The sequence below is a fragment of the Acinetobacter sp. ANC 3929 genome, from assembly GCF_000369405.1.
Lineage (GTDB): Bacteria > Pseudomonadota > Gammaproteobacteria > Pseudomonadales > Moraxellaceae > Acinetobacter.
Genome location: NZ_KB850000.1, coordinates 921,480 through 945,037, shown reverse-complemented (window position 1 = coordinate 945,037; position 23,558 = coordinate 921,480). Strand labels below are relative to the sequence as shown.

Annotated in this window: 25 protein-coding genes; 12 read left to right on the top strand and 13 right to left on the bottom strand. The window is 38.6% G+C overall.

The features are described from left to right. The first annotated feature begins 43 nt into the window (after positions 1-43). Positions 44-724 carry an orotidine-5'-phosphate decarboxylase gene (gene pyrF / locus F909_RS03870; protein ID WP_005153421.1) on the top strand — a complete coding sequence of 227 codons (681 nt, stop codon included), beginning with the start codon at positions 44-46 and terminating at the stop codon, positions 722-724. A gap of 13 nt (positions 725-737) precedes the next feature. Here the strand turns inward: pyrF and F909_RS03875 are convergent, their stop codons facing one another. Further along, complete coding sequence (locus tag F909_RS03875; RefSeq protein ID WP_005153420.1) at positions 738-1,655, bottom strand: LysO family transporter; 918 nt, start codon at positions 1,653-1,655, stop codon at positions 738-740. A gap of 249 nt (positions 1,656-1,904) precedes the next feature. On the opposite strand from F909_RS03875, the gene F909_RS03880 reads away from it, so the two are divergent. After that, the gene (locus tag F909_RS03880) at positions 1,905-2,474 is read left to right on the top strand and encodes a TetR/AcrR family transcriptional regulator (RefSeq protein WP_005153419.1); all 570 of its coding nucleotides are present in this window, start codon (positions 1,905-1,907) and stop codon (positions 2,472-2,474) included. A 31-nt stretch (positions 2,475-2,505) separates the two neighbouring features. On the opposite strand, the gene F909_RS03885 is transcribed toward F909_RS03880, so the two are convergent. Both F909_RS03885 and F909_RS03890 read right to left on the bottom strand, forming a co-directional pair. After that, a complete protein-coding gene (locus tag F909_RS03885; protein WP_005153418.1) occupies positions 2,506-3,732 on the bottom strand; it encodes a multidrug effflux MFS transporter in 1,227 nt (408 codons plus the stop codon). Between the two features lie 199 nt (positions 3,733-3,931). Next, the gene (locus F909_RS03890; protein ID WP_005153417.1) at positions 3,932-5,446 is read right to left on the bottom strand and encodes a flavin-containing monooxygenase; all 1,515 of its coding nucleotides are present in this window, start codon (positions 5,444-5,446) and stop codon (positions 3,932-3,934) included. Between the two features lie 155 nt (positions 5,447-5,601). On the opposite strand from F909_RS03890, the gene F909_RS03895 reads away from it, so the two are divergent. The 5 genes from F909_RS03895 (at position 5,602) to F909_RS03915 (ending at position 11,870) form a co-directional block, all read left to right on the top strand. Then, on the top strand, positions 5,602-6,621 hold the full coding sequence (locus tag F909_RS03895) for an AraC family transcriptional regulator (protein ID WP_005153416.1): 1,020 nt from the start codon (positions 5,602-5,604) through the stop codon (positions 6,619-6,621). Positions 6,622-6,740: 119 nt separating this feature from the next. Then, positions 6,741-7,886, top strand: coding sequence for a cell division protein ZapE (gene zapE / locus F909_RS03900; protein ID WP_005153415.1), 1,146 nt, complete (start codon positions 6,741-6,743; stop codon positions 7,884-7,886). A gap of 289 nt (positions 7,887-8,175) precedes the next feature. Then, the gene (locus F909_RS03905) at positions 8,176-10,338 is read left to right on the top strand and encodes a malate synthase G (protein WP_005153408.1); all 2,163 of its coding nucleotides are present in this window, start codon (positions 8,176-8,178) and stop codon (positions 10,336-10,338) included. 175 nt (positions 10,339-10,513) lie between these two features. Then, a complete protein-coding gene (locus F909_RS03910) occupies positions 10,514-11,134 on the top strand; it encodes a 2OG-Fe(II) oxygenase (RefSeq protein ID WP_005153406.1) in 621 nt (206 codons plus the stop codon). Positions 11,135-11,207: 73 nt separating this feature from the next. Further along, entirely contained in the window at positions 11,208-11,870 is a 663-nt protein-coding gene (locus F909_RS03915; protein ID WP_005153405.1) for an SOS response-associated peptidase family protein, read from the top strand. 70 nt (positions 11,871-11,940) lie between these two features. On the opposite strand, the gene F909_RS03920 is transcribed toward F909_RS03915, so the two are convergent. After that, on the bottom strand, positions 11,941-12,405 hold the full coding sequence (locus tag F909_RS03920; RefSeq protein ID WP_004653790.1) for a MarR family winged helix-turn-helix transcriptional regulator: 465 nt from the start codon (positions 12,403-12,405) through the stop codon (positions 11,941-11,943). Positions 12,406-13,105: 700 nt separating this feature from the next. Then, complete coding sequence (locus tag F909_RS03925) at positions 13,106-13,963, bottom strand: alpha/beta hydrolase family protein (protein WP_005153404.1); 858 nt, start codon at positions 13,961-13,963, stop codon at positions 13,106-13,108. 135 nt (positions 13,964-14,098) lie between these two features. Between F909_RS03925 and F909_RS03930 the strand changes: the two genes are divergently transcribed. Further along, positions 14,099-14,554 (top strand): hypothetical protein, encoded by a 456-nt coding sequence (locus tag F909_RS03930; protein WP_005153403.1) that lies wholly within the window; start codon positions 14,099-14,101, stop codon positions 14,552-14,554. Positions 14,555-14,566: 12 nt separating this feature from the next. Here F909_RS03930 and F909_RS03935 read toward each other — a convergent pair whose 3' ends face one another. Both F909_RS03935 and brnQ read right to left on the bottom strand, forming a co-directional pair. Beyond that, a complete protein-coding gene (locus F909_RS03935; protein WP_004806700.1) occupies positions 14,567-14,827 on the bottom strand; it encodes a hypothetical protein in 261 nt (86 codons plus the stop codon). Between the two features lie 412 nt (positions 14,828-15,239). After that, positions 15,240-16,541 carry a branched-chain amino acid transport system II carrier protein gene (gene brnQ, locus F909_RS03940; RefSeq protein ID WP_005153401.1) on the bottom strand — a complete coding sequence of 434 codons (1,302 nt, stop codon included), beginning with the start codon at positions 16,539-16,541 and terminating at the stop codon, positions 15,240-15,242. Between the two features lie 358 nt (positions 16,542-16,899). On the opposite strand from brnQ, the gene map reads away from it, so the two are divergent. Then, complete coding sequence (gene map, locus F909_RS03945; RefSeq protein WP_005153399.1) at positions 16,900-17,694, top strand: type I methionyl aminopeptidase; 795 nt, start codon at positions 16,900-16,902, stop codon at positions 17,692-17,694. A 28-nt stretch (positions 17,695-17,722) separates the two neighbouring features. Here the strand turns inward: map and F909_RS03950 are convergent, their stop codons facing one another. Continuing rightward, entirely contained in the window at positions 17,723-18,643 is a 921-nt protein-coding gene (locus F909_RS03950; RefSeq protein ID WP_005153397.1) for a LysR family transcriptional regulator, read from the bottom strand. A gap of 55 nt (positions 18,644-18,698) precedes the next feature. After that, complete coding sequence (locus F909_RS03955; protein ID WP_005153396.1) at positions 18,699-19,127, bottom strand: HD domain-containing protein; 429 nt, start codon at positions 19,125-19,127, stop codon at positions 18,699-18,701. A gap of 79 nt (positions 19,128-19,206) precedes the next feature. Here F909_RS03955 and F909_RS03960 point away from each other — a divergent pair, with 79 nt between their 5' ends. Beyond that, positions 19,207-19,530 (top strand): hypothetical protein, encoded by a 324-nt coding sequence (locus tag F909_RS03960; protein WP_005153394.1) that lies wholly within the window; start codon positions 19,207-19,209, stop codon positions 19,528-19,530. A 51-nt stretch (positions 19,531-19,581) separates the two neighbouring features. Here the strand turns inward: F909_RS03960 and grxD are convergent, their stop codons facing one another. Beyond that, positions 19,582-19,923, bottom strand: coding sequence for a Grx4 family monothiol glutaredoxin (gene grxD, locus F909_RS03965; RefSeq protein WP_004639270.1), 342 nt, complete (start codon positions 19,921-19,923; stop codon positions 19,582-19,584). Positions 19,924-20,089: 166 nt separating this feature from the next. On the opposite strand from grxD, the gene F909_RS03970 reads away from it, so the two are divergent. Beyond that, complete coding sequence (locus F909_RS03970; RefSeq protein WP_005153392.1) at positions 20,090-21,304, top strand: aspartate aminotransferase family protein; 1,215 nt, start codon at positions 20,090-20,092, stop codon at positions 21,302-21,304. A 63-nt stretch (positions 21,305-21,367) separates the two neighbouring features. On the opposite strand, the gene F909_RS03975 is transcribed toward F909_RS03970, so the two are convergent. The 3 genes from F909_RS03975 to F909_RS03985 all read right to left on the bottom strand — a co-directional run bounded on the left by F909_RS03975 (position 21,368) and on the right by F909_RS03985 (position 22,951). Beyond that, positions 21,368-21,799, bottom strand: a complete 432-nt coding sequence (locus F909_RS03975) for a CBS domain-containing protein (protein ID WP_004806717.1) — start codon at positions 21,797-21,799, stop codon at positions 21,368-21,370. 138 nt (positions 21,800-21,937) lie between these two features. Next, the gene (locus F909_RS03980; protein WP_005153390.1) at positions 21,938-22,315 is read right to left on the bottom strand and encodes a DUF2750 domain-containing protein; all 378 of its coding nucleotides are present in this window, start codon (positions 22,313-22,315) and stop codon (positions 21,938-21,940) included. 402 nt (positions 22,316-22,717) lie between these two features. Continuing rightward, positions 22,718-22,951: an SEL1-like repeat protein gene (locus F909_RS03985; protein ID WP_004653777.1), complete on the bottom strand. Its 234-nt coding sequence runs from the start codon at positions 22,949-22,951 to the stop codon at positions 22,718-22,720. A 226-nt stretch (positions 22,952-23,177) separates the two neighbouring features. On the opposite strand from F909_RS03985, the gene F909_RS03990 reads away from it, so the two are divergent. Further along, a complete protein-coding gene (locus F909_RS03990) occupies positions 23,178-23,537 on the top strand; it encodes a hypothetical protein (RefSeq protein ID WP_004806721.1) in 360 nt (119 codons plus the stop codon). The last annotated feature ends 21 nt before the right edge of the window (positions 23,538-23,558 follow it).

Genomic DNA, 23,558 nt, shown 5'->3' with positions numbered 1-23,558 from the left:
TCACTTTATAATTAGCCGATTTTTATGTGATGGAACTAGATTCGTGAGTATTATTGTTGCCCTAGACGCAAAAAGCCAATATGACGCCTTAACTATTGTAGATCAGCTTGATCCGTCACTTTGTCGTGTCAAAGTAGGCAAGGAGCTTTTTACTCATGAAGGTCCATCAATCGTTAAGAACTTGCAAGATAAAGGTTTTGAAGTTTTTCTTGATTTAAAATTCCATGATATTCCAAACACCACTGCTCAAGCGGTATGTGCTGCCGCGGATCTAGGTGTATGGATGGTGAATGTACATGCTTCAGGTGGTCGCAAGATGATGGAAACCTGTGTTGAGCGACTCAAAGCAGGTAACTATCAAACGCAGCTGATCGCAGTCACTGTCTTGACTTCAATGGGTCGTGAAGACCTTCGTGATCTAGGTTTGGATATTGAACCTGTTGAACATGTAAAGCGTTTAGCAAAACTGACTCAAGACAGTGGATTGGATGGTGTGGTGTGTTCAGCACAAGAAGCCAAAATACTTCGTGAAATGTTAGGTCAAACGTTTGCATTGGTAACACCGGGTATTCGCCCAGAGGGTTCAAATGCAGATGACCAAAAACGTATCGTAACGCCAAAACAAGCAATCCAAGACGGCTCAACGCATTTGGTTATCGGTCGTCCAATTACCAAAGCTGAAAATCCAACTGAGATGTTGAAATCAATTTTGGCTTCCATCTAATGCAGTCAAATTTTTAAAATTTCATACTCAGAAATAAGCTGATTAAGAGTGGTGCGAGGAGCGATAAGATCAATCCACTCATCATGGCATGTGGGACATAATGTGTGCCACATGATTGCTTTACCATTGTAAGGGTAACATCCATTGAGGTTGCCCCAGCACTTGAGATTGCAGAACGTGGAAAGCGCCAGCCAAGACAATACATCAATAAAATTGCAAAGATTTCTCTAAACAAGTCGGTTAATAAGGCTATTCCACCCAATTTGGCTGAATGCAATTCTGTAAATAAAATCCCCGACATTGAATACCAGCCATAGCCTTGAGCCAAGGCCATCACTTCATTGAGATCATAGTCATTGGATAAAATGAAATAATTTAACAGCGCTGCCAAACATGAACCAACAAATGCAGCCACGGGAACCAATAGAATTTTCCAGCTTAACCAACTACGATCAAATTGGGTGAAAGCCAATTCAACGCCAATTAAAAAGATAAAAACCAGTAACAAGTACCAACTATTAAAGGTTATTTGAAGTTTTGAGGTATTTACAAGCATACCTAAAACAATCCCGAGTGCTAAAGCTAAAAATGCTTTGCCAATATTCTTTAAGGCATTTAAAAACAGGTGCAATGAAATTTTGCCTTGCACACTTTGACGATCAATGAGTTTATACACCATTAAACAAATAAAGAATGAACCCACTGATGTGGTAAAGGCAATCAGTAGGGCTGGCGGGAGAATGGCAGTAGGGTTCTCAATATGGTTGAGCGCTTGAGTGAGTTCAAAAGCCACACTAATCAGCAAAATATAAGAAAAATAAGGAAGAATTCTAAATACGAATTGTTTAAGTGTTTGTGAAAGATGTGGGGCTAAAAAATAGCCTAAGCTTAGGCAGATAAAAATTTGTAAGATTAAAACAAGAGAGGTCATACAATCTGAATGTTTAAAGTGCTGATTTATTATGCAGGGAAATCTGATACTTGAATAGATTTATATATCATTTGATATAGAAAGTTTTGAAGCAGAACCGATATCCACAAACGAAGGTCATTTTGCTTGGTAAAGGATTGATTGATGTATTGTCACTTGAAAAGATAGTTATAAATACAAGGGCTTATTCTGCTATGAATATAAGGTGAGCTGAAATATACTTTTAGCAGTAACAGAGGTAGATGATTTGTGACAGCAGCTAAGATTCAAAAAGTGGCATTAGAACGTTTTGCAAAACAGGGCTTTGCAGCAACATCTCTAAATGAAATTGCGACGGATGTAGGGATTAAAAAGCCTTCGATCTATGCGCATTTTAAGAACAAGGATGAACTCTATCTCAGTCTCATTCCAATCATGATTGATGAAGAATTAGGGCATGCCAAGACTGTTCTGCAAGGCGGAGAAAAAATCCAGCAGCAATTACGTCATTACTTTGAAAGTATCGAGCAGCGCTTTGATGCATCTTACGGGGTTCAGTTTTGGATGAATGCATTAATTAGCCCGCCTGTACATTTATATGATCAGGTAATTGAGCCGATGCATGTTTTTATGGCAGAGCTAGAACAGGTATTTTCTCAAGCGATTCAACACTCAAGTTTAGTAGAACACAAGTATCAACTGGATAGTTTGGCTTTGGCTCGTGTTTGTATGAGTTTTGTTGATGCCTTACAAAGTGAGTTGATCTATGGTGGGCGACAGAAGTTTCAACTGAGATTGGACGCAATTTTAAAAGCATTAAATATTCTGATCAGCGCCTAAGTCTAGACACTGATCAGATCTAGAGCATTCTTTATTTTGTTTCTGCTATAGCAAATGATTCACGCTGTTCTAGTGCTGCATAAAGACATAAGCCCAGAGCGATAGCACCGCAAATAAACAGGCTGGTTGGAAGTAGACTAATATTGATTTCTATTAAGCTCACAACAAAACCGATCAGTGCCGCGAAAGCATATTGTAGTAAGCCCATTAATGAAGATGCAGCACCCGTTAAATGTTGTGGGCTTTGCTGCATGGTTAATGCCGTTAAATTGCCAAAAATGAATCCAGTTGACCAGATGCTTAATCCTAAAAGCGCAATGTACTGCCATAAATTTAAGTCATAAAAATATAGGCTGAGCATCAAAATAAAACTAGAACCGCTGAATAAGCACATACCGATGACGAGCAATTGTTGAGCCGACCAACGTTTGAGTAACAGGATTGAGGTTTGTCCTAGAATAATTAAACCAATGGCATTCGCTGCAAATAAGGTACTAAAACTTTCATTATGAATATGGTAGTGCTGAATAAAAATAAAAGGCGATTGGCTGAGGTAAACAAAGAAAGCACCTAAGATAAACCCACCAGCAAGCGTATAACTGATAAAGCTTTTATTCAAACAAAGTGCTCGATAACTATTTGTGATCGCTGTGAATTGCAATGCTTGTCGATACTGTGGTTTCAAGGTCTCTGGAATGGTTTGATTTCCCCATAGCCATAGGATTGAACCAAGCACTGCCAATGTATAGAAAATTAAATGCCATGAGCCGATGCGTAGAATCAAGCTACCCAACAAGGGTGCCAGAATCGGAACAATCATCATCACTTGCATCAAGATAGAAAAATTCTTGGCACTGGTTTTAGCATCACACACATCAGAAATAATGGCTCTTGGAACCACTAGACCCGCTGAAGCACCAATCGCTTGTAAGAAGCGTGCTGCCAGCAACCATTCAATGGTGGGTGCAACAGCAGCCAAGATTGACCCCAAGATAAAAATAGCAATTCCGATCAATAATGGATTACGGCGACCAAAGCGGTCAAGCAATGGACCGTAGATACCTTGACCAATGGCCAGTCCAATCAGAAATACTGACAGGGTGAGCTGTATATGACCTGGCGTTGTGGCAAAACTTTCTGCAAGCAGTGGAAAAGCAGGCAGATAGATATCAATTGCCAGAGCATCTAAGGCTGTAAATAGGGAGAGCAGTAATAATAAAGACCAACTGATCGTTGAGATGGGAGTAACAGCTTTCATGTTTTATGTACTCTTGCGAGGGAAACAATATTTATTTTAACTACCTAACGGTAGGTAGTTAAAATGTTAGCATGATTATTTGTTGTTTGCATAGATAAAACAGGGGATTAAAGACTCACCAATAAATTGGAGAAATAAAAAAGCACCTTTGAGTGTTCAAAGGTGCTTCTTATGTTTGAAAGGATGAGGTTATTTCATCTTAAGCGGCATTGTTTTTTACATTCGTCGCTATATGGATAAAATTATAATCAGCTACATTTACTTTGCGTGTTTCAAGCCAATATCTCCATGTATAGGTTGGCCATAAAGAAAAGTTTTTACCATCTGCTGCCTGATACCAACTGCTACAGCCACCTGCTTGCCAAACTGTACCTTTGAGCTGATCTTGAACACGTTGATTGAACTGGTCTTGAACTTCGTGCTTGATCTCAACCGCTTGGCTGCCTGTTTTATCAACGGTTTGGATCAATTGTAGAATATAGTTGACCTGAGACTCGATCATGAAAATCACAGAGTTATGGCCAAGAATCGTATTTGGTCCAAGTAACTGGAACAAATTCGGGAAGTTCTTGGTGCTTACACCATAATAGCTTTCTGCACCATCTTTCCACGCTTGTTTAAGTTCAATTCCGTTACGACCAACACAATTGAAATGCTTTAAGTAAATGCGTGGGTCTGTAATAAAGCCTGTCCCATAAATTAAGCAATCAATTTCGCGTTCTTTGCCATCTTTAGTGATAATGCCATTGGCTGTAATTTCTTGAATGCCTTCCGTTACCAATTCAACATTTTTACGGTTGAAGGTTGGGAAATACTTATTTGAAATAAGGATGCGTTTACAGCCCATGACAAAATCTGGTGTCAATTTTTTCGCAAGCTCTTTGTCTTTCACTTGATAACGGATAAAGGCTTCAGCAAGTTTTTGACCATATTTCATAATCTGTGGCTGCACAATGGGTACAACACGCGACTCATTGGTCCAATAGAGGCGGGTACGGTGAATTTGGCGATAAATATTCGATGCTTTAAATAAGCTTTTACTGAGCTGAGAATATTTACGCTCATCTCGTGGAATGACCCAAGCAGCGGTGCGCTGGAACACATAAAGCTGTTTTACTTCTGCTGCAATTTCAGGAATATATTGAATCGCGCTGCCACCAGTACCGATTGAAACGACTGCCTTACCGCTTAGATCGTAATTGTGATCCCATTGTGAAGAATGGAACACTTTACCTTTAAATTTCTCAATGCCTTTGATATGAGGAATTTGTGGCACATGGAGAGGACCAGACGCAAAGATGACAAATTGAGCCTCAAGAGTTGTCTGGTCTTTAAAATCTAGCGTCCATACATTGCGGTTTTCGTCAAATTCGGCATTGGTTACTTCATGATTAAATTTGCAATAATCTTGAAGTTGGTATTGTTCAGTAATGTCTTGAATATAATTAAAGATTTCATCTGCCTCAGCATAGCGTTTTGACCAGTCTGTTTTGGGTGCAAATGAAAGGGAATACATATGTGATTGAACGTCACACGCTGCGCCAGGATATTGGTTTTCTCGCCATGTACCGCCAACATCGTTGGTTTTTTCTAAAATTACAAAATCATTGATTTGACTTTGTAATAGTCGAATAGCCATCGCTAAGCCACCAAAGCCCGCACCAATAATTGCAACTTTTGTTTTTTGAATCGCATTTTTGGTTACATCACGCATAGTCTACGTCCTACACAGCTAAATTTTGTGCAAGTTTAACGGTTTTGACGAGATTAAATATGATTGTATAGACGTAAAACTTGATCATTTCGGCAATTCATTTGCGCAACGTTTTATAGTAAAACATTAAAGTTTTGAGAACTGCATTCGGACTTATGAAGAGATCTATCCTCGGATTGATGTATTTGATTCAAGGCATGCGTCATGTCGGGATCGACGTGGATGCACGTTTAGCAAATATGGGAATACACGCCGATGCCTTAGATCCAAGCTCAATTATTCCAGACGAGATTGAATGGGATATTTTGCAGTATATTAGTCAGGATATTTCGCCTGAACAAGGTCTATTTATAGGACAGCATTATGCATTAGCGGGGTATGGACCCTTCCTGATGTTACTGGTCACCAGTGATACTTTGCATAAAGCTCTATTAAACGGGGTTCAATTTCAGCAACTTACTCATCTTTTTGGTTCTTTACAGTTAAGGATAGAAGATGACTTGATCTATTTGCTATATCGACCGATTGATTTAAGTATGCATTTAGGTCAATTAAGAGCGCAATGTGAAATCTCAGGTACATATAAGTTTTTACAAGATATCTTTAAGATGATGGGACTTGAGGTCCCTCACATTCAGATTGAACTGCCATTTCATCGACCAAAAGACTTAACATTACTTGCGGCTTATCAAGATTATTATGGGCATGATGTCAAATTCGGGTGTGCACAAGCCGCTTTTATTTTAGAAAACACACAAATTTTAAACACAAAAATTCCATCTGCCGATATTTTGACGTATCGCATTTATGAAGAAAAATGCCTACAGGATATTCAACATTTAGAAAAAACAGCCAGTCTCAAATTAACTGTTGTTGAATACGTTGAGGATTATCTTGAAATGCAAAATGGGGTCATTCCAAGTATGGCGGAAACGGCTTGTGCATTGGATATTCCTGAACGTACTTTACGGCATCAATTGCAGCAAATGCAGACCAGCTATAAAGAAATTCGCGAAAGATTAATCAAACAGAAGGCAATAAAGTTTATTGAAAATAGCTCATATTCAATCGAGCAGGTTGCAGAAATGTTAGGTTATTCTGAGTCTGCTGCGTTTAACCATGCCTTTAAAAGATGGTTTGGATTGAGTCCTCGGCAATATCATCGAAATCATTAAATGATTAAAAAATGGTACATTATGATGTTTAAACTCTATGATAATTAAGCCTAAAATCTAATGTCATTGAACGGAATGTTCGATATAATTTTCACCAATTAAAATTGCAATAACACCTTATGTCAAATTCTAAACCAGACTCACATAGCACTGCATTTATCCCAACATCACCTGCCGAGCGTTATGCTCAAGCAATTGAGTCAGGACAATTCATGCCAGATGAAGCACAAGCTCAGGCTGTGCAAGAGTTAGATCGAGTATGGAAAGAGTTACACACTCGCTATAAGGCGTCTAAGAAAGCATTTCGACGTTTCCGTCGTCAGACTTACCCGAAAGGCGTTTATATGTGGGGTGGAGTAGGTCGTGGAAAAACGTGGTTAATGGATCAGTTCTATGAATCTGTACCTTTCCGTCGTAAAACACGTATGCATTTCCATCATTTTATGCAACATGTACATAAAGAGTTGAATAAACTTTCTGGCCAACGCAACCCTCTAGATTTGGTCGCTGATCAAATTTATAAGAATGCCGTTGTCATTTGTTTTGACGAATTTTTCGTATCGAATGTTACTGATGCCATGATCCTAAGTGATCTGTTCCAAAAGCTGTTTGAGCGAGGAATAACATTGGTTGCAACGTCAAACATTGCGCCCGATGGTCTATACAAAAATGGAATTCATCGTGATCGTTTTATCCCGACGATTGAGCTGGTCAAGAAAAACTGTAGTGTTTTGAATGTAGACGCTGGTGTGGATTATCGTTTGCGTGTATTGAAGCAAGCACAATTGTTCAAATATCCATTAACCGATGATGCACAAGCGTGGTTATCTGGGCGTTTTAAAGCTTTGACACAAACCCAGACACAGTCAAATTCACCGATCATGATTAATAATCGTGTGGTTGAAACGTTGGGGCATACTGAAGATGTGTTGTGGTGTGAGTTTTCCGAGTTGTGCTTCAAGCCACGTAGCCCGGCTGACTTTATTGAAATTGCCAATATTTACAATACGGTATTGGTTAGCAATGTTCCGCATTTGACTGACTTCCTGTCTGAAGGAACGCGCCGCTTTATCTACTTGGTCGATGAGTTCTATGACCGTGGCGTAAAATTGATTTTAACCTCAGAAGATTCGATCATTGATCTTTATGAAGGTGAGAAACTGGCGTTTGAGATTGAACGTACGCGTTCACGTTTATTAGAAATGCAATCGGATGATTACCTGCATTCGGAACATCGACAAATTCAGGTCGCACAGACTTCATAAATGAAAAGGCATTCTTCGGAATGCCTTTTTTTATAAACTTAGATGGATAAGGCTTTATTCTCGGTCAAATTTTGCTATAACTAGATGAGTTTGAAAAAGGGAGTGTGTCGCATAACGAATAGTAAAAACTCATTATTTGATATTTTGATAAGTATAAAAAATTGTGTTTGTCAATACTTCTAATAGGGAAAATGCTTACTATTTAGGAATGTGATATTACTATTCAGGCTAGTATAAATCAGTATACTAGAATTCTTGTTATAAAAAGTTAGCACCATCAGGAAAGACAATGACTGCACGTATTCAAAAAGGCAAGCTAGCGATTGCTAAAGAACTTTACGATTTCATCGAGAATGAAGCTTTACCAGGCACTGGTTTAGATAGTGAAACTTACTGGAAAAACTTCGAGCAAGTCGTTGTAGACCTTAGCCCAAAGAACAAAGCATTATTGGCTAAGCGTGATGATCTTCAAGCAAAGATTGATGAATGGCATCGCAATAATAAATTTGAATTAAATGCTTATAAAGCATTCTTAACCGAAATTGGCTACTTGGTTCCAGAAGTTGCTGACTTCCAAGTGACCACTGAAAATGTGGATGAAGAAATTGCTTTATTGGCAGGTCCACAATTGGTTGTACCTGTACGTAATGCACGTTATAGCTTGAATGCTGCGAATGCACGTTGGGGTTCTTTATACGATGCGCTCTACGGTACTGACGTTATTTCTGAGGAAGGCGGTGCAGAGAAAGGTAAAGGGTATAACCCAGTTCGTGGCGATAAAGTCATTGCTTTCGCAAAAGATTTTTTAAACCAGACGTTCCCATTGGCTCAAGGTTCGCATGCAGATGCAACTCAATATGCAGTGGTGAATAACGGTTTAGCTGTGACGTTAAAAGACGGTTCAACGACTTCTTTGGCACATGAATCACAATTTGTTGGTTTTAATGGCGAAGCTGCAAGCCCAACAGAGATCGTTTTATTAAATAATGGTTTGCATGTGATTATTGAAATCGATGCGAACAGCCCAGTGGGTAAGACAGATGCTGCTGGTGTGAAAGATTTAACACTCGAAGCTGCGGTAACAACCATTCAGGATTTAGAAGATTCAGTTGCTGCAGTTGATGCTGAAGAGAAGGTTGAAGGCTATCGTAACTGGTTAGGCCTAATGAAAGGTGACTTACAAGAGTCAATCGAGAAAAATGGTAAGACCATTACTCGTACCCTAAACAAAGACCGCACTGTTCAGAACCTGATTGGTGGCACGACTAAATTACATGGTCGTTCATTGATGTTACTTCGTAACGTCGGTCACTTGATGACAAACCCTGCCATCCTTGTTGATGGTCAAGAAGTGTTTGAAGGCATCATGGACGCTCTAGTAACACCATTACTTACCGTTGCTGATATTCGTGGTCAAAACGAAAACCAAAACTCTCGTAAAGGTTCAATGTATATCGTTAAACCAAAAATGCATGGTCCAGAAGAAGTTGCATTTGCGGTTGAATTATTTGAGCGTGCTGAACAAGCGATTGGCTTGCCTGCAAAATCACTTAAAATCGGTATCATGGATGAAGAGCGCCGCACTTCTGTAAACTTGAAAAACTGTATTGCTGCTGCGAAAGACCGTACCATTTTCATCAACACTGGCTTCATGGACCGTACAGGTGATGAAATCCATACGTCTATGGAAGCTGCACCAGTTGTACGTAAAGAAGCAGTTAAAACGCAAAAATGGATTGCAGCATACGAAAACCGTAACGTTGCAATTGGTTTAGCATGTGGCTTACAAGGTAAGGCGCAAATTGGTAAAGGCATGTGGCCAAAACCAGACAGCATGAAAGATATGTTGGCGACGAAGACTGCACATCCAAATGCGGGTGCATCTTGTGCTTGGGTTCCGTCTCCTACGGGTGCGGTACTTCATGCCTTGCATTATCATCAGATCAATGTAAAAGCACGTCAAGATGAATTGGCTGCTGAAAACATGTTGTCATTAGATGACTTGTTAACACCACCGTTTGCACCAGAGACCAATTGGACTGCGGAAGAGTTAAACAATGAACTTGAAAATAACTGTCAAGGTATCTTGGGCTATGTAGTTCGTTGGGTAGATTTAGGTGTTGGTTGCTCTAAAGTGCCAGACATCAACAACGTTGGTTTGATGGAAGACCGTGCTACTTTACGTATTTCATCTCAGCACGTTGCAAACTGGTTGCGCCACGGTATCGTAACGCGTGCACAAGTTGAAGAAGTGCTTAAGCGTATGGCAGTGATTGTTGATCAGCAAAATGCGAATGATCCATTGTATACACCAATGGCACCAAACTTTGATGGAATTGCATTCCAAGCCGCTTCTGACTTGATCTTCAAAGGTGCAGAGCAACCATCAGGTTATACAGAGCCATTGTTACATGCTGCACGTTTAAAATTAAAAGGTTATACAGGTGATTAAGATCATCTAAAATAAAAAAGCCTCTTCGGAGGCTTTTTTATTTCAATGTCTGGAATAGAGATTTGAACGGCTTCATAGTTTTGGAATTCAATTTATCTAAAACAGGATAAAACATCATCTTAATGAAATTTTTGTTATAATTCTCGCAGTTTGATCATTTAGCCGAATCATAACGATGTCACAAATTTTAAAATTAGATGCTTTAAAACAAGCGCAAGTTTCTACTTCGCCGTACCCTTACTTTGTCGTAGAAAATTCGATTGTAGATAGCGAAGTGAAAGCTGTTATTCAGGATTTCCCAAAGATTGAACAGGGTGGTAGCTACAACATTGAAGATGTTGAAATTAAGCCTAATTTTGATCGCTTTTTAAAGTCTTTAGATACCAAAGAATTCCGTCAAATTTTAACTGAAAAATTTGGTGTAGATGTGATGGAACATCCAATGATGATCACTTTACGTGGTTATTCACGTCAAAAAGATGGTCGTATTCATTCTGACTCAAAAACAAAACTTTTGACCATCCTGATTTATCTAAATGAGTCTTGGGATGCGCCTACAGGTCGTCTACGCATCTTGAATGATGAAAAGAACATGGATGATTATGTAGAAGAGATTGATGCGGGCCCAGGTACTTTAGTTGCGTTTAAAGTGACTGATAATGGTTGGCATGGTTATGTACCCTATGAAGGGCAACGTCAGTCGATTCAGATTAACTTTTTAACCAGCGATAAAGCCAATGCCAAGCACCGCTTTATCCATGGTTTAAGTGCAAAAATGAAAAAATTATTTGGTTAATTTATGCAATTAGAAAGAGGAGGATTAATCCCTCCTTTTTTTAACTTTTTTGAGGGTAAATACTCAACCTACTATGTGCGCCAATTATAAACCATTGACAGTCGAGCAGGCTCAACAGCTTGGTTTACCTTTGATTCCATTTGAATATGGGGGAGAAGTCTACCCAAGTTATACAACGCCGTTGCTATTTAAATCGGAGCAAGGGCTGGAGTGGCGGGAAGTATTGTTTGGTTTGGTACCAAAGTGGTCGGAAGATACCAATATTTCCAAGCATACTTACAATGCTCGACACGAAACCATTTTTCAGAAACCTAGTTTCTTGGAGGCGGCTTCAAAGTGCAAATTTGGTGTCATTCCTGTTTATGAGTTCTATGAAAGTAAATACATTGATCATAAGCCGCAAAGATGGGGCGTACGTCGTAAAGATGGAAAGGCTTTCTTTATCGCGGCCTTATATGAGATCAGAAAGTTGAATGATCAAATCATTCGTTCGGCGACGATGCTGACGATGGACGCCATAGACCATCCGATGATGAAAGATTTTCATGAGCCAGGAGATGTAAAGCGATCAGTGGTGGTTATTCCACATGAGCGTTTGGATGAATGGTTGAGCTTAAAACAACCACATCAGCTTTATGAGTTTATGCAGGGTTTTCCTGTTGAGGAATTTGAGTGTTCGCATGTTCCGAAAGTGAAGATCGAAAAAATAACACCGCAACTGAATATGTTTGATTGAACTGGATATTTGCATCAATGAGATCAAAAAAGGCTTCCCATGGGAAGCCTTTTTATTTTGAATTCGTTGCTTAGCGTGCAAGATTTTTAAACATATGGCGTAGAATTTCCATGGTTTTTTCAATTTGCAATGGTGTTAAGCCATCAAATGATTGCTCAAGGATAACTGAGGTAAGATCATTGATTTTAGTAATCATTTCCTGACCTTTGTCTGTTAGGTAGACGCGAGTGATACGTCCATCTTCCTTACACGAATAAGTATCGATATAGCCTTCATCTTTGAGGCGATAAACAATCTTGGTTGTGGTCGACATTTTTGAAATGACCATGTCGGAAAGCTCTGACACACTGGCATGTGGTTTGACATGCAATGCAATGAGAATACGGCGACGAGAATTGTCTAAGCCATATTTTTTGAGCACGTTATCGATATTTTGAACGTACTGAGCATTTACTTGAGAAATCCAGTAAAAAGGAAAGTCTTCCAGGTTAAATGAATCGGCTGTAGGTAAAAAACGCGCATATTTTTTTGGCATCACTTATTTCCTATACTTGCACAAGGAGCCACTTCTAGTCGCTCCTAGATTCCATGAAATGTCTATAACTTGCCTGTTAAAAAAATCGATTTCCTGATTTTTTTAGCATTCCATTTTTTAACAAATCTGTTCAAAGATAACGATGAAATTATCTTTATTCTCAATGAATAAGTCATCATAAAATTCACATAAATCAGCTATTAGTGATGTACTATCCAGTCGTCTTTCCCTCAAGGTTGTCCTACAGCCCTGCATTACTGCTTATTTGTAGAATAATCGTATTGTAGAAAAAAAATACGATTTTTGACGTGACATTTTTATAATATTTTCTGTCTAAAATGTCATAAATATACGAAATCAATATATTTATAAAATAAATAACGCTTAAAAAAATAGCTAATACAAATATTTGAATTAATCAATTGGTTAAAATATAACACATAAAAATTTTTTAAAAAGTTGAATAAATACATTCTTTATCACATTTTTTCGATGAAATTTTAAAATTTGCAGCTTTCAATAGACTTTGATGGGTTAATTAAAATATAAATTTAGTGCGAAGGGCGAATAGTCGTAAATCAAAATAGGATATTAAAGGAATAACAAGATAACTTCAGAGGTTAAATAGATAAAAAGACGCACCTAAACAGGATTACAGGTTTAGATGCGTAAAGTGCAAAGTTGTGGTATCAGAAAATTTTTAAAGTTTAAGTTCACTTTCCATTACAGGCCATAGCTTTTGATGTGACTTTTTAAACATCGACATATGTCCAATTTGTTTATAGCCATATTGTTGTGGATTCAGTTCAACTAATTTAGTGGGTGCATTAGGGTATAAGCGCAGAAGATCTTTGACATTGGCTTGCGTGGCAATCTCATCATCAGTTGCCCAAAAAGAAGTAATCGGGCACTGAATCTCTTGATGATAGTCTTCGAAGATACTTTTACCAATTGCATTCATCACATAGCCAGGTTTACTGCAAAACTCAGCCCATTGTTTTGCAACATTTTTAGGTAGGTTTTCACCCATCCCAATAAATTGAGTTGCACCATAACCTTTCAAAAAGCTAGAAACTGGGAAAATAACATTAAACATGACAGGCGCAAGGATTTTAGTTTTACCTTTCAAACCTTTGACATGACCCGTTGAGCCAGCGATCGCCAAAACCTTAGCAACCTTGTTATAGTTTGAAGTAATCCCGAGTAATTGCCCACCAGCACTATGCCCAACAATAATCACTTTTTCAGCCTGAGTTCGATCTAATAATGTCTCAATTGCGGCTGGAATATCATAAATTCCCCAGTCATTGATGCTTGCAGTAGAGTCTTTCAGTGGGCCATGTAGAGATTCACCAATACCACGAAAATCAAAACTTAAAACACTATAACCTTGCTGATTCAACCAATTTGCAAAAGCGTGATAGAAATTTTTAGTAATTCCTGTCGCTGGACAAATCAAGATTGGGTAAGGTTTAGTATGATCTTGTGCAGGATAAAATTGAGCTGCAAGTTGATAGTCATCTTTGCAACTAATCCAAAAAGATTCATAACTCTTCATTAGAAAGATACTCTTTTATGTGCATTGTTCTACTTTACACAAGTTCCAAAAAGAAACTCGTTTAAAAAATGACTTAAAAGTCAAATTTTATGTAATATACGCACACAAAAGGAATATTTTAATTTCGGGGATGGCATGTACGCTTTAAACAGTGCAACACAGCTTGCAATTGTATTCAGTGGGATTTTTCTGTGGGTGGGAATGCTAACAGGGGTTTGGAAATACTATCAAATCAGACAAACAGCACAGGCAAGAGCACATTATTATGTGGATATTGCTCATCGGAGTAGTCTGCTTTATGCGGCAGCCAGCCTAATTTTAGCAGCATTGAGTTTTTTTACAGTTCTACCTGATTCAATCGCATTATTTTGTGTTGTTGCAAACTTATTCTTCTTTGCGATGTCGATTTTAATTTATATTTTGCATGGACTATTAAAAGATACCACCAATCAATTCAAACAGCCGCATCAAATGGGGAAATGGACATTACCGGCATGGTGTATGACATTGATGATGTTGAGTTTAATTATCGTAGAGTTGGGTACAACTGGGATTTTAGTATTGGGAACGATTCTTCAATTTTTACATTAAAAAAATGGATGATCACTCATCCATTTTTCCTAAAGAATTTTTTTGGCGCACTGCGCTTAACTGTCGAAACTTTCGATCGACGATCGCCCACATACAAAAGGCCAGAGATACAATCAATGCATATGCAAAATATTCGGGTTTTAAATTACCTTTAATTGTGCCTTGAAATAACAACGTGACCATTAAGGCAAGCGTTGTTGTTGCATATACGATTGAATCATTTGCCTTCAGAGTGTTAATGAAGACTTGCTTGCTGAAATGTATTGATAACATCTCCATCCCTCCTTGTTGTGACGACAAAACCATGTGTTTTTGTCTGAATTGTTTTTTAAGTTGTACTGCTATTTTCTGAGCATTTCAATAGGGATAGTGACTATTTTGAAAATAAATTTTTGAATGTATTGATTTATATAACTTTTAGGTATTTTTTATATTAATTTATACTATTTTTTAGTTAAATGTTGACCATTATTTTTACATTTTGAAAAATTTGCTAATGACCTTATCTGAATAAAATAGTCGTTTTAAATCAAAAAACGCATATTTGAGCCATATTTAATGTATTGTCTTTGAATCAAGAAAAGAAAGATTTGTCGTAAACAAAAAATGAGCGTTGGATAAAAGAACATTTTTTGTATAGCTAAAATCATGTTTGGGTAAAACATCATTTTAACGACAAATCATTTTAATCTTTAGATGACGATACGCGATCGACCACAATTGCAAAGACAAGAACGATCAGCGATGGCAGTAACCATGCAAGATTTTGTTCATTTAATGGCAAATGTTGAATAAAAGTCGGTAATTGCGTTGTAAATCCAGCAGCTTTAATCGCTTCAAAAATACCGAAAAGGAAAGCAACGGCAGTCACAGATCCAACCACGATAGATGGATTATTCCAGCGTTTCCAGAAGAAGCTCAACATAATCACGACAATCGCTGGTGGGTAAATTGCACTGAGTACCGGAACAGAAATCGCAATCAGCTTTGTTAGACCTAAATTAGAAATCAACAAAGAAAAGCCAGTCAGGATAAACACAAGCAACTTATAAGATAAGCCTGTTAATTCGGTAAAATATTCAGCGCAAGCACAGGTGAGGCCAATTGCAGTGACCATACATGCCAGAAAGATTAAGATGGTTAGGAAATAAGATCCGTAATCACCAAATGCATGTTGTACATAAGCATGCAGAATAATTGCGCCATTGGCTGCATTCGGTGCAACTTCATGACTACCTAAGCCAAGTTTAAATAAACTGATATACACAAGTGTCAGTCCAACACCCGCAATCAAACTTGCGATAATGGCATATTTGGTAATCAGTTTTGTGTCGGTTACACCACGTGATTGGATCGCTTGAATAATCACGATACCAAATACCAGTGCGCCTAAGGTATCCATGGTCAAATAACCACTAACGAATCCTTCAGAAACAGGACTACTTACATAGTTGTTGATTGGTGCTGAAATCATACCTGTAGGGATCGCAAATGCGGCGATACCTAAGATTGCCAAGGCAATGATTTTCAACGGTGCCAGTACATGGCCAACAGTATCGAGTAGTTTATTTGGATATAGTGAAACTGCGGTCACAAATGCAAAATACACAATACTGTAAATAAGAAGGCTACTACCTGAAGTACCAAAATACGGTGCAAAACCAATTTCATAAGAAACGGTTGCGGTACGTGGTGTTGCAAATAGTGGACCCACGGATAAATAGCAAACAATGGTGAGGAGTAAGCTAAAGAACCGTCCAAGTGGAGAGCTGATGATTTCGATTGAACCTTTCATGCGAGATAAGGCCATAATCGTAATGACAGGCAAACCAACTGCAGTGATTAAGAAACCGAAGGCAGCGAGCCAGACATGTTCACCAGCCTGCTGAGCAACGATTGGAGGAAAGATAATATTGCCCGCGCCAATAAATAACGCGAAGGTCATAAAACCTAAAGCAATGATATCTCCTGTGCGAAGTTGATTCATAAAGAGGGAGGCATAAAATAAAAGTGCGAATTTTAGAACAAAAATGCGTTCTTTTGAAACTAATTTATGTGAAATTTGGTTGATTTTTGACTAAAAAGAAATGATGAAAATCATATAATTAGTCATGGTAAAGCTAATGTGTTGAAAAGCTTTCCAAAACTCGAAAAAGGCAGAAGGATATCTTTTTTACTTATTCGGCCCCTCAAAATTAAATGTAAAATAAAAATGATCTTTTAGTCTTAAATAGATTGAAGATTTCAATGGGAAGGCGTACAAATATTGAAATACTTTATGCAGTCCCCATATTATTTTTTCTGCATGTGATTTTAATCTGATTGATGAATAAGGAAAATCTCGAATGAGAGCTTCTACTGTGACCATTAAAACTGAACAAGATCTAGAGAAATTACGTATCTCTGGTCGTTTAGCGGCACAAGTGTTAGAAATGATCAGGCCTTATATCAAGCCTGGTGTTTCAACTGAATATTTAGATGATATCTGTAATGATTATATTGTGAATACGTTGCAGGTAATTCCAGCCAATGTGGGCTATCACGGTTTTACCAAGACGACCTGTATTTCTGTCAATGAAGAAGTTTGTCACGCGATTCCTTCTGCAAAAAAGATTTTGCAAGATGGAGATATTTTAAATATCGATGTAGCTGTGATTAAAGATGGTTATTTTGGCGATACCAGTCGAATGTACTTTGTTGGCGAGCCAAGTCCAGACGCGAAAAAACTGGTTGAAACGACCTATGAAGCGATGTTGGCAGGTATTCATACAGTGAAACCTGGTGCAACATTGGGTGATATTGGTTATGCAATCCAGTCCGTTGCGCAGCGTGAAGGCTATAGCATTGTGCGTGAATACTGTGGGCATGGTATTGGCCGTATTTACCATGAACAGCCGAACATCTTGCACTATGGCCAGAAAGGCCAAGGGATGGTGTTGAAGAAAGGGATGGTATTTACCATAGAACCAATGGTCAATGCGGGCAAACGACATGTAAAAGAGCTGAATGATGGTTGGACTGTGGTGACACAAGATAAATCATTGTCTGCTCAGTGGGAGCATATGGTTGCTGTCACTGATGATGGCTTTGAATTATTAACGCCATGGCCGAATGGTACAGGACATTATCCAGCTGTTTAAGTTGGCATGATCAGTGAAAGCGCGATTTCTAATCGCGCTTTTTTTTCGTCGAGCATTGGGTGAGTTGTTCAACCAAATAATCAATAAAAACACGAACAGCAGGCAATAGACCGCGTCTCGATGGATAAACTGCATGGAAAATACCATGTGGTGCAGTCCATTCGGGTAATACAGTTACGAGTTGTCCTGTTTTCACAAAGTCTTGAGCAATACTGTCGGGTAGCAAGGCAATTCCGCAATTTTGAGTGGCTAACTCAGCCAGCATCAGTAAATTTGAACCCATAATCACAGGGTTTACTTTAATCTTCTTCTGTTGATGGTCTGGGCCTGTCAACAAGAATTGTTGATCGAGATGATCTTCAGCCATACTGATAATACGATGTTCAGCCAGTTGTTCTGGAGTGGTGAGATGACCAAACTCATTTAAATAGGCTTGGCTGGCAAACAGACGTTGTTCGATTGCTTCAAATTGACGCAGTACAAGGTTCGGATCATCATCTAATTTAGAGCGAACACGCAACGCAAGATCAATCCCTTCATTAATCACATCAATACGACGATTGCTGATCATCATCTGCACCCGCACTTCAGGATATTTCTTCAAAAAGGCAGGTAGGATTTTTGCCATCTGGTTTTGAGCAATATCAACAGGCACACTCACTTTGATGACACCACGTGGCTGGCTGCTTAAATGATTGACGACATCATGCGCGGCTTGCGCTGCATTCATCATTACTTGCGCATGGCGATACACATCCATCCCAATATCAGTCACTGCAAAATGACGCGAACTGCGTTGAATCAGACGTACACCCAGTTGTTCTTCAAGATTGTAAACCCTACGGCTGAGTTTGGATTTAGGAATGTCGGTTGCGCGTTCAGCAGCACTAAAGCCACCATGTTCCACAACCAGTGCAAAGCAATAAAAATCATCTAAATCCGTTAGCATTACGCTATAAACTCCAGCTTATTGTAATCAAGTTAAATGAGTATAAACGTGATTATTAAACATTATGGGCTAATAATATATCTCGAACCTGTTGATATTGTTTCATGCGCTCAAAATCTTTGATTGTTGGCGATGGAATTCGAGATAAGTCCATATTGTCAGTGATATCTGCCAATTTCACAACACGCGCTAATGGATTTTGTACAGTTCGTTGGGCTGCTTCGATTCGAGATTCACCTTTTTGTTTAGTCAGTGCAACAATCGCGTCGATAATCTGTGGCTGAAAGCCTAAACGATATAGGTCATCGGTGCTTGTTTCGGTATCCTCCAAGACATCATGTAATACGGCCACAATTTTATGTTCAATGCTAGGTACATTCAGCATGACCCTGAGTGGATGCAAAATATAGGGTACATTGGCCTTATCGACTTGACCTGAATGTTGTTGTGCGGCAAATGCAATCGCTTGTTCTAGTGTCGCCATCAGCTAAATCCTCCGCTTCAAGATAGATTAGCGCGTCATATTCTTTTAAACTGGCTGAAATTTTTTATGCTTTAGTATTATGTCATACCAACTCATCAATATTGTCGATGCGACTCAAAACATTCACTGCCCATTTTGCCAGCATGCTGTTCTAGACTGGAATCAGGAGCAGTATATTCAACCGTGTGAGCATACGCTATTTATGGCAATGGATTTAGGTTTTGAATTTATTGCTGATCGTTTTGAAGAGGTTCTACCGCAGTCGGTCGATGAAATTCATGAAGATCCAAATATGAATGTTTTTGCCAGCGTCTCTCAAGCACACTATGCCGATATGCACATTTATAAAGCAGATTTGGGTGTGGAGGGGTTATTTCGTTACGTTGGTTTTAGCAAGAACTAAATCTACGCCAATAAAAAAGCCAATCATTTGATTGGCTTTTTACTTAACAGCTTATGCTTCAGGCGCTGGGCTGTACTGTTCAACTAATGGTTTTAACTCACCATTTTGGAACATTTCAAGCATAATATCGCTACCACCAATGAGCTCGCCATTGATCCATAATTGTGGAAAAGTAGGCCAGTTCGCAATTTGAGGTAAAGTTGCACGAATATCTTGATTTTCCAAGATATTTACATAGGCAAATGGACGACCAATTTGGCTAAGTGCTTCAACTGCACGAGCAGAAAAACCACATTGCGGGAATTGTGGAGTGCCTTTCATGTAAAGTAAAACAGGGTGTTTCGCAATTTGATCACGAATTAACGCTACTGTATCACGCGCTTGTTCCGTCATAGATAGATCCTCAACTAATCTGCATGCATTATATACCTAAAAAAATAGCTTGGCGGAGGATTGATAAAGATTTTTCTTATATAAATGTGACTTTACGCTTTCAATCTACGCAAGTTTTTGCTTATATAACTTTTTTGACCACAACTACTGATAGATTGAGTTTGTTATGACTAATATCACTCTTGCTCCTATGCAACCTGATCAACCATCACACCTTATGGCAACCTATGGTCGCCAAGCGATCAGCTTTGTACGAGGACGAGGGGCGTATTTATATACGGCAGAGGGTACGGAATATTTAGATGCGTTAACAGGGATTGCTGTGTGTGGTCTAGGACATGCACATCCTGTGATTGCAGAAGCGATTGCTGAACAAGCTGCGACTTTGGTACATACCAGCAACTTATATGAAATTCCTTGGCAAACCGCTGCGGCACAAAAACTGGCTGAAGTTTCAGGTATGGAAGAAATCTTCTTTTCCAACAGTGGTGCAGAATCCAATGAAGGTGCGATCAAAATTGCACGTAAGTTTGGTGCACAACAAGGCATTGCATACCCGAAAATTCTAGTCGCAGAACAATCTTTCCACGGTCGTACCTTGGCAACCTTATCTGCAACAGGCAATAAAAAAGTTCAAGAAGGTTTTGCGCCATTGGTTGAAGGCTTTATTCGTGTACCGTTTGGAGATGTCGAAGCGATTCAAGAAGCAGCAATCAACCATCCAGATATCGTTGCCATCCTGATTGAACCTATCCAAGGTGAAGGTGGCGTGAATACTGCACCACAAGGGTTTAGTTACTTAGAAGATGTACGTGCGCTATGTAATCAACATAATTGGTTGATGATGCTGGATGAGATCCAGACAGGTAATGGCCGTACAGGTAAATACTTTGCCTATCAACACACCAACATTATTCCCGATGTAATGACGACGGCAAAAGGCTTGGGCAACGGCTTTCCAATTGGTGCAGTCATGACACAAGGTAAAGCGGTGGGGTTATTGGGTGCAGGTAGTCATGGTTCAACTTATGGTGGAACTGTGTTAGGTTCACGTGTGGTATATACCGTGCTTGATACCTTGGAAAAGGAAAATGCTGTTGAGAACGCTGCTACAGTCGGTGCTTATATTGTCGATCAGCTCAGAGCACAGTTGGCTGATTCCAATGTTCAAGTGCGTGGCTTTGGCATGATGATCGGTATTCAACTACCAAAAGATTGTGCTGAATTGGTAGCGATCGCACGTGATGAATATAAGTTGATCATTAATGTAACGGCAGGTTCAGTGGTACGTTTATTACCACCATTAAACATGACACAAGCGCAAGCAGATGAGTTACTACAACGCCTTGTTCCAGTCATTGAGAACTTTCTGAAAGCATAATTGACATAGCCGAGACAATAAAAAAGGGCAATTGATTTGCCCTTTTTTAATTTGTTTCTTAAATCAACCAGAAATGTATTGTTGAAGCTGCTCAATCAGAATACGTTGATCATCCATCGCAGCCTTGACCAGGTCTCCGATAGAGATAAATCCAACTAACTTTTCTTGATCAAGCACAGGTAAATGACGTAAATGACGGTCAGTCATGAGGTTTAGGCATTCTTCTACCGTATGGTTTAAACCTACAGAAATCACTTTTGACGTCATAATGTCCGATACAGGCGTATTGTTTGATGAACGCTCCATCAAGGCAATTTTACGGGTATAGTCACGTTCAGAAAAAATACCTACCACGGTTTCGTTTTCAGCGACAACTAAAGCACCAACACCTTTTTCTGCCATAATTTTAATTGCTTCAAGTACAGTCGCATTCGGTGAAATGGTAAAAATTGATTGTACTGCTTTATTCTTGATGACTTGAGCAACGATTGTCATTGTTTATCCACCTGTGTTGTATTGTCATTTTCATTTAACTTAACGGTATTTTTTTTAAATGCAAAGCCCTAATTTCATTCCAATGATAACTTTTCTTGATGAGTGTCTAAAAAGTCATCATTGCTGTAGAGAGAATAATTAAACCGTCAATGCTGCTTGATGTGGCATAAAGAAGAAATGCTGCATTTGCTGGGTTGAAAGTTTAAATTTACGTTGCGAAGAGTTAAATAAAGCAGGTTCAACTTGTAAACGGGTTAAAGTTGGAAGTAATGATTCGTGAAAATCTTTTGGCGTAATCTTACGCGGTGTGTAGTTTTTCCAGTGTGCTTTAGCGTAACGATGTGCTTGTACGCCGTTCAACCAAAAAGGGAATACATGACCGTCTTGATCTGATTTGATTGCCCAACCTTGATGGTACAAACCCCAAAGAACGCCGCAATACATCATTGTTTTTAGAATTGAAATTTTGAACATCAACTCACGTGAGACCGGTTGGAAATGGCTAAAACGATACATGTTATTAAACTAATATTCTTAAACTTATGTTTTATTATAAGAAAGATAGATGGCAGTTATGTTTAAACAATTGATCTAAATCGTAAGCAAATATTGTAAATATCAAAGCAACTAAATCTTTGACACAGCGTAAGTTAAACAAAGTGGAGATAAATATCTTCATAAGGTTTATGGAGGTATGAAAAAATGCCACCTGAGCTAATCAAAGCGATTAAGCTTTGGTGTAGCGCAAGTTAGAAATGTGAAAGAATTATGTTAATAGGTTTATGCAGTCATTAAAAAACGCCACCTGAGCAAGACAAAGCGACTAAAGCTTTGGTGTAGCGCAAGTTAGGAATGTGAAAGGATGATGTTAATACGTTTTATGTAGGTATTAAAAAACGCCACCTAAGTGACGTTTCATTATGCTTGTAAGGTTGCCATCTTCTGCCAATACTGTGCTTTCAAGGAGTCACGTTCTACTCGGAAGCCTTGATAATACAACTCTGCTAAAAATAATGCCGCTTTACCGTGACCTGCTTTAGCTACTTCTTCAAGCTCTTTCACTGCATCTTGGAAGTTTTTTTGCGATTGAATTGTATTTACCGCATTTGCATATACATGCTCTAGTTCATGGTGTGTAAATTGTTGAATCATATATAACTCCTTATTTTAATTATGATTACCGCAAATTCTATTCAAAGTTACTCTACTTTGAATTTAAGCTACTTTAACTTAGATTTGTTAAATTATTATGACAAAATTGATTGAATTGTCAAATATATTCGGTGTCATTACGTAAATAAAATCTTACACGATTAAACATTTGTCGCAAATAATTTTAAGTAAAATCAAAGTGAGAATAATAGAAAAGGAGAATAACATGTCCAATGTCATTGATGGCGTAACTGTGGATGTTCCACCATTAGAAAGTCAAATTATTGCTTTAGCTCATCATCATCGTCAATTACTTGATGAAGCCATTTTCCATCAGGAAATTCACTTGGGTGATTACTGCTTGGCACAACGTAAACGTGTGTATGACTTTGCCAGTCATTTAAGTCCTGAACAAAAGGATCAGTTTTATCGGATCTATGATGGAGAGTTGAAAAATATTGCCGATGATGATGATTTACATCCAGCAGACGCAGAAAGTGGCGTAGGAATGTTTGCCATTTTTATTACCTTGGTCATCATTGCATTTATTTTGTACTTTTCATTTGTTCGTACATTAGTCAGTTAACCATTGCTAAAGTAGTGTGCG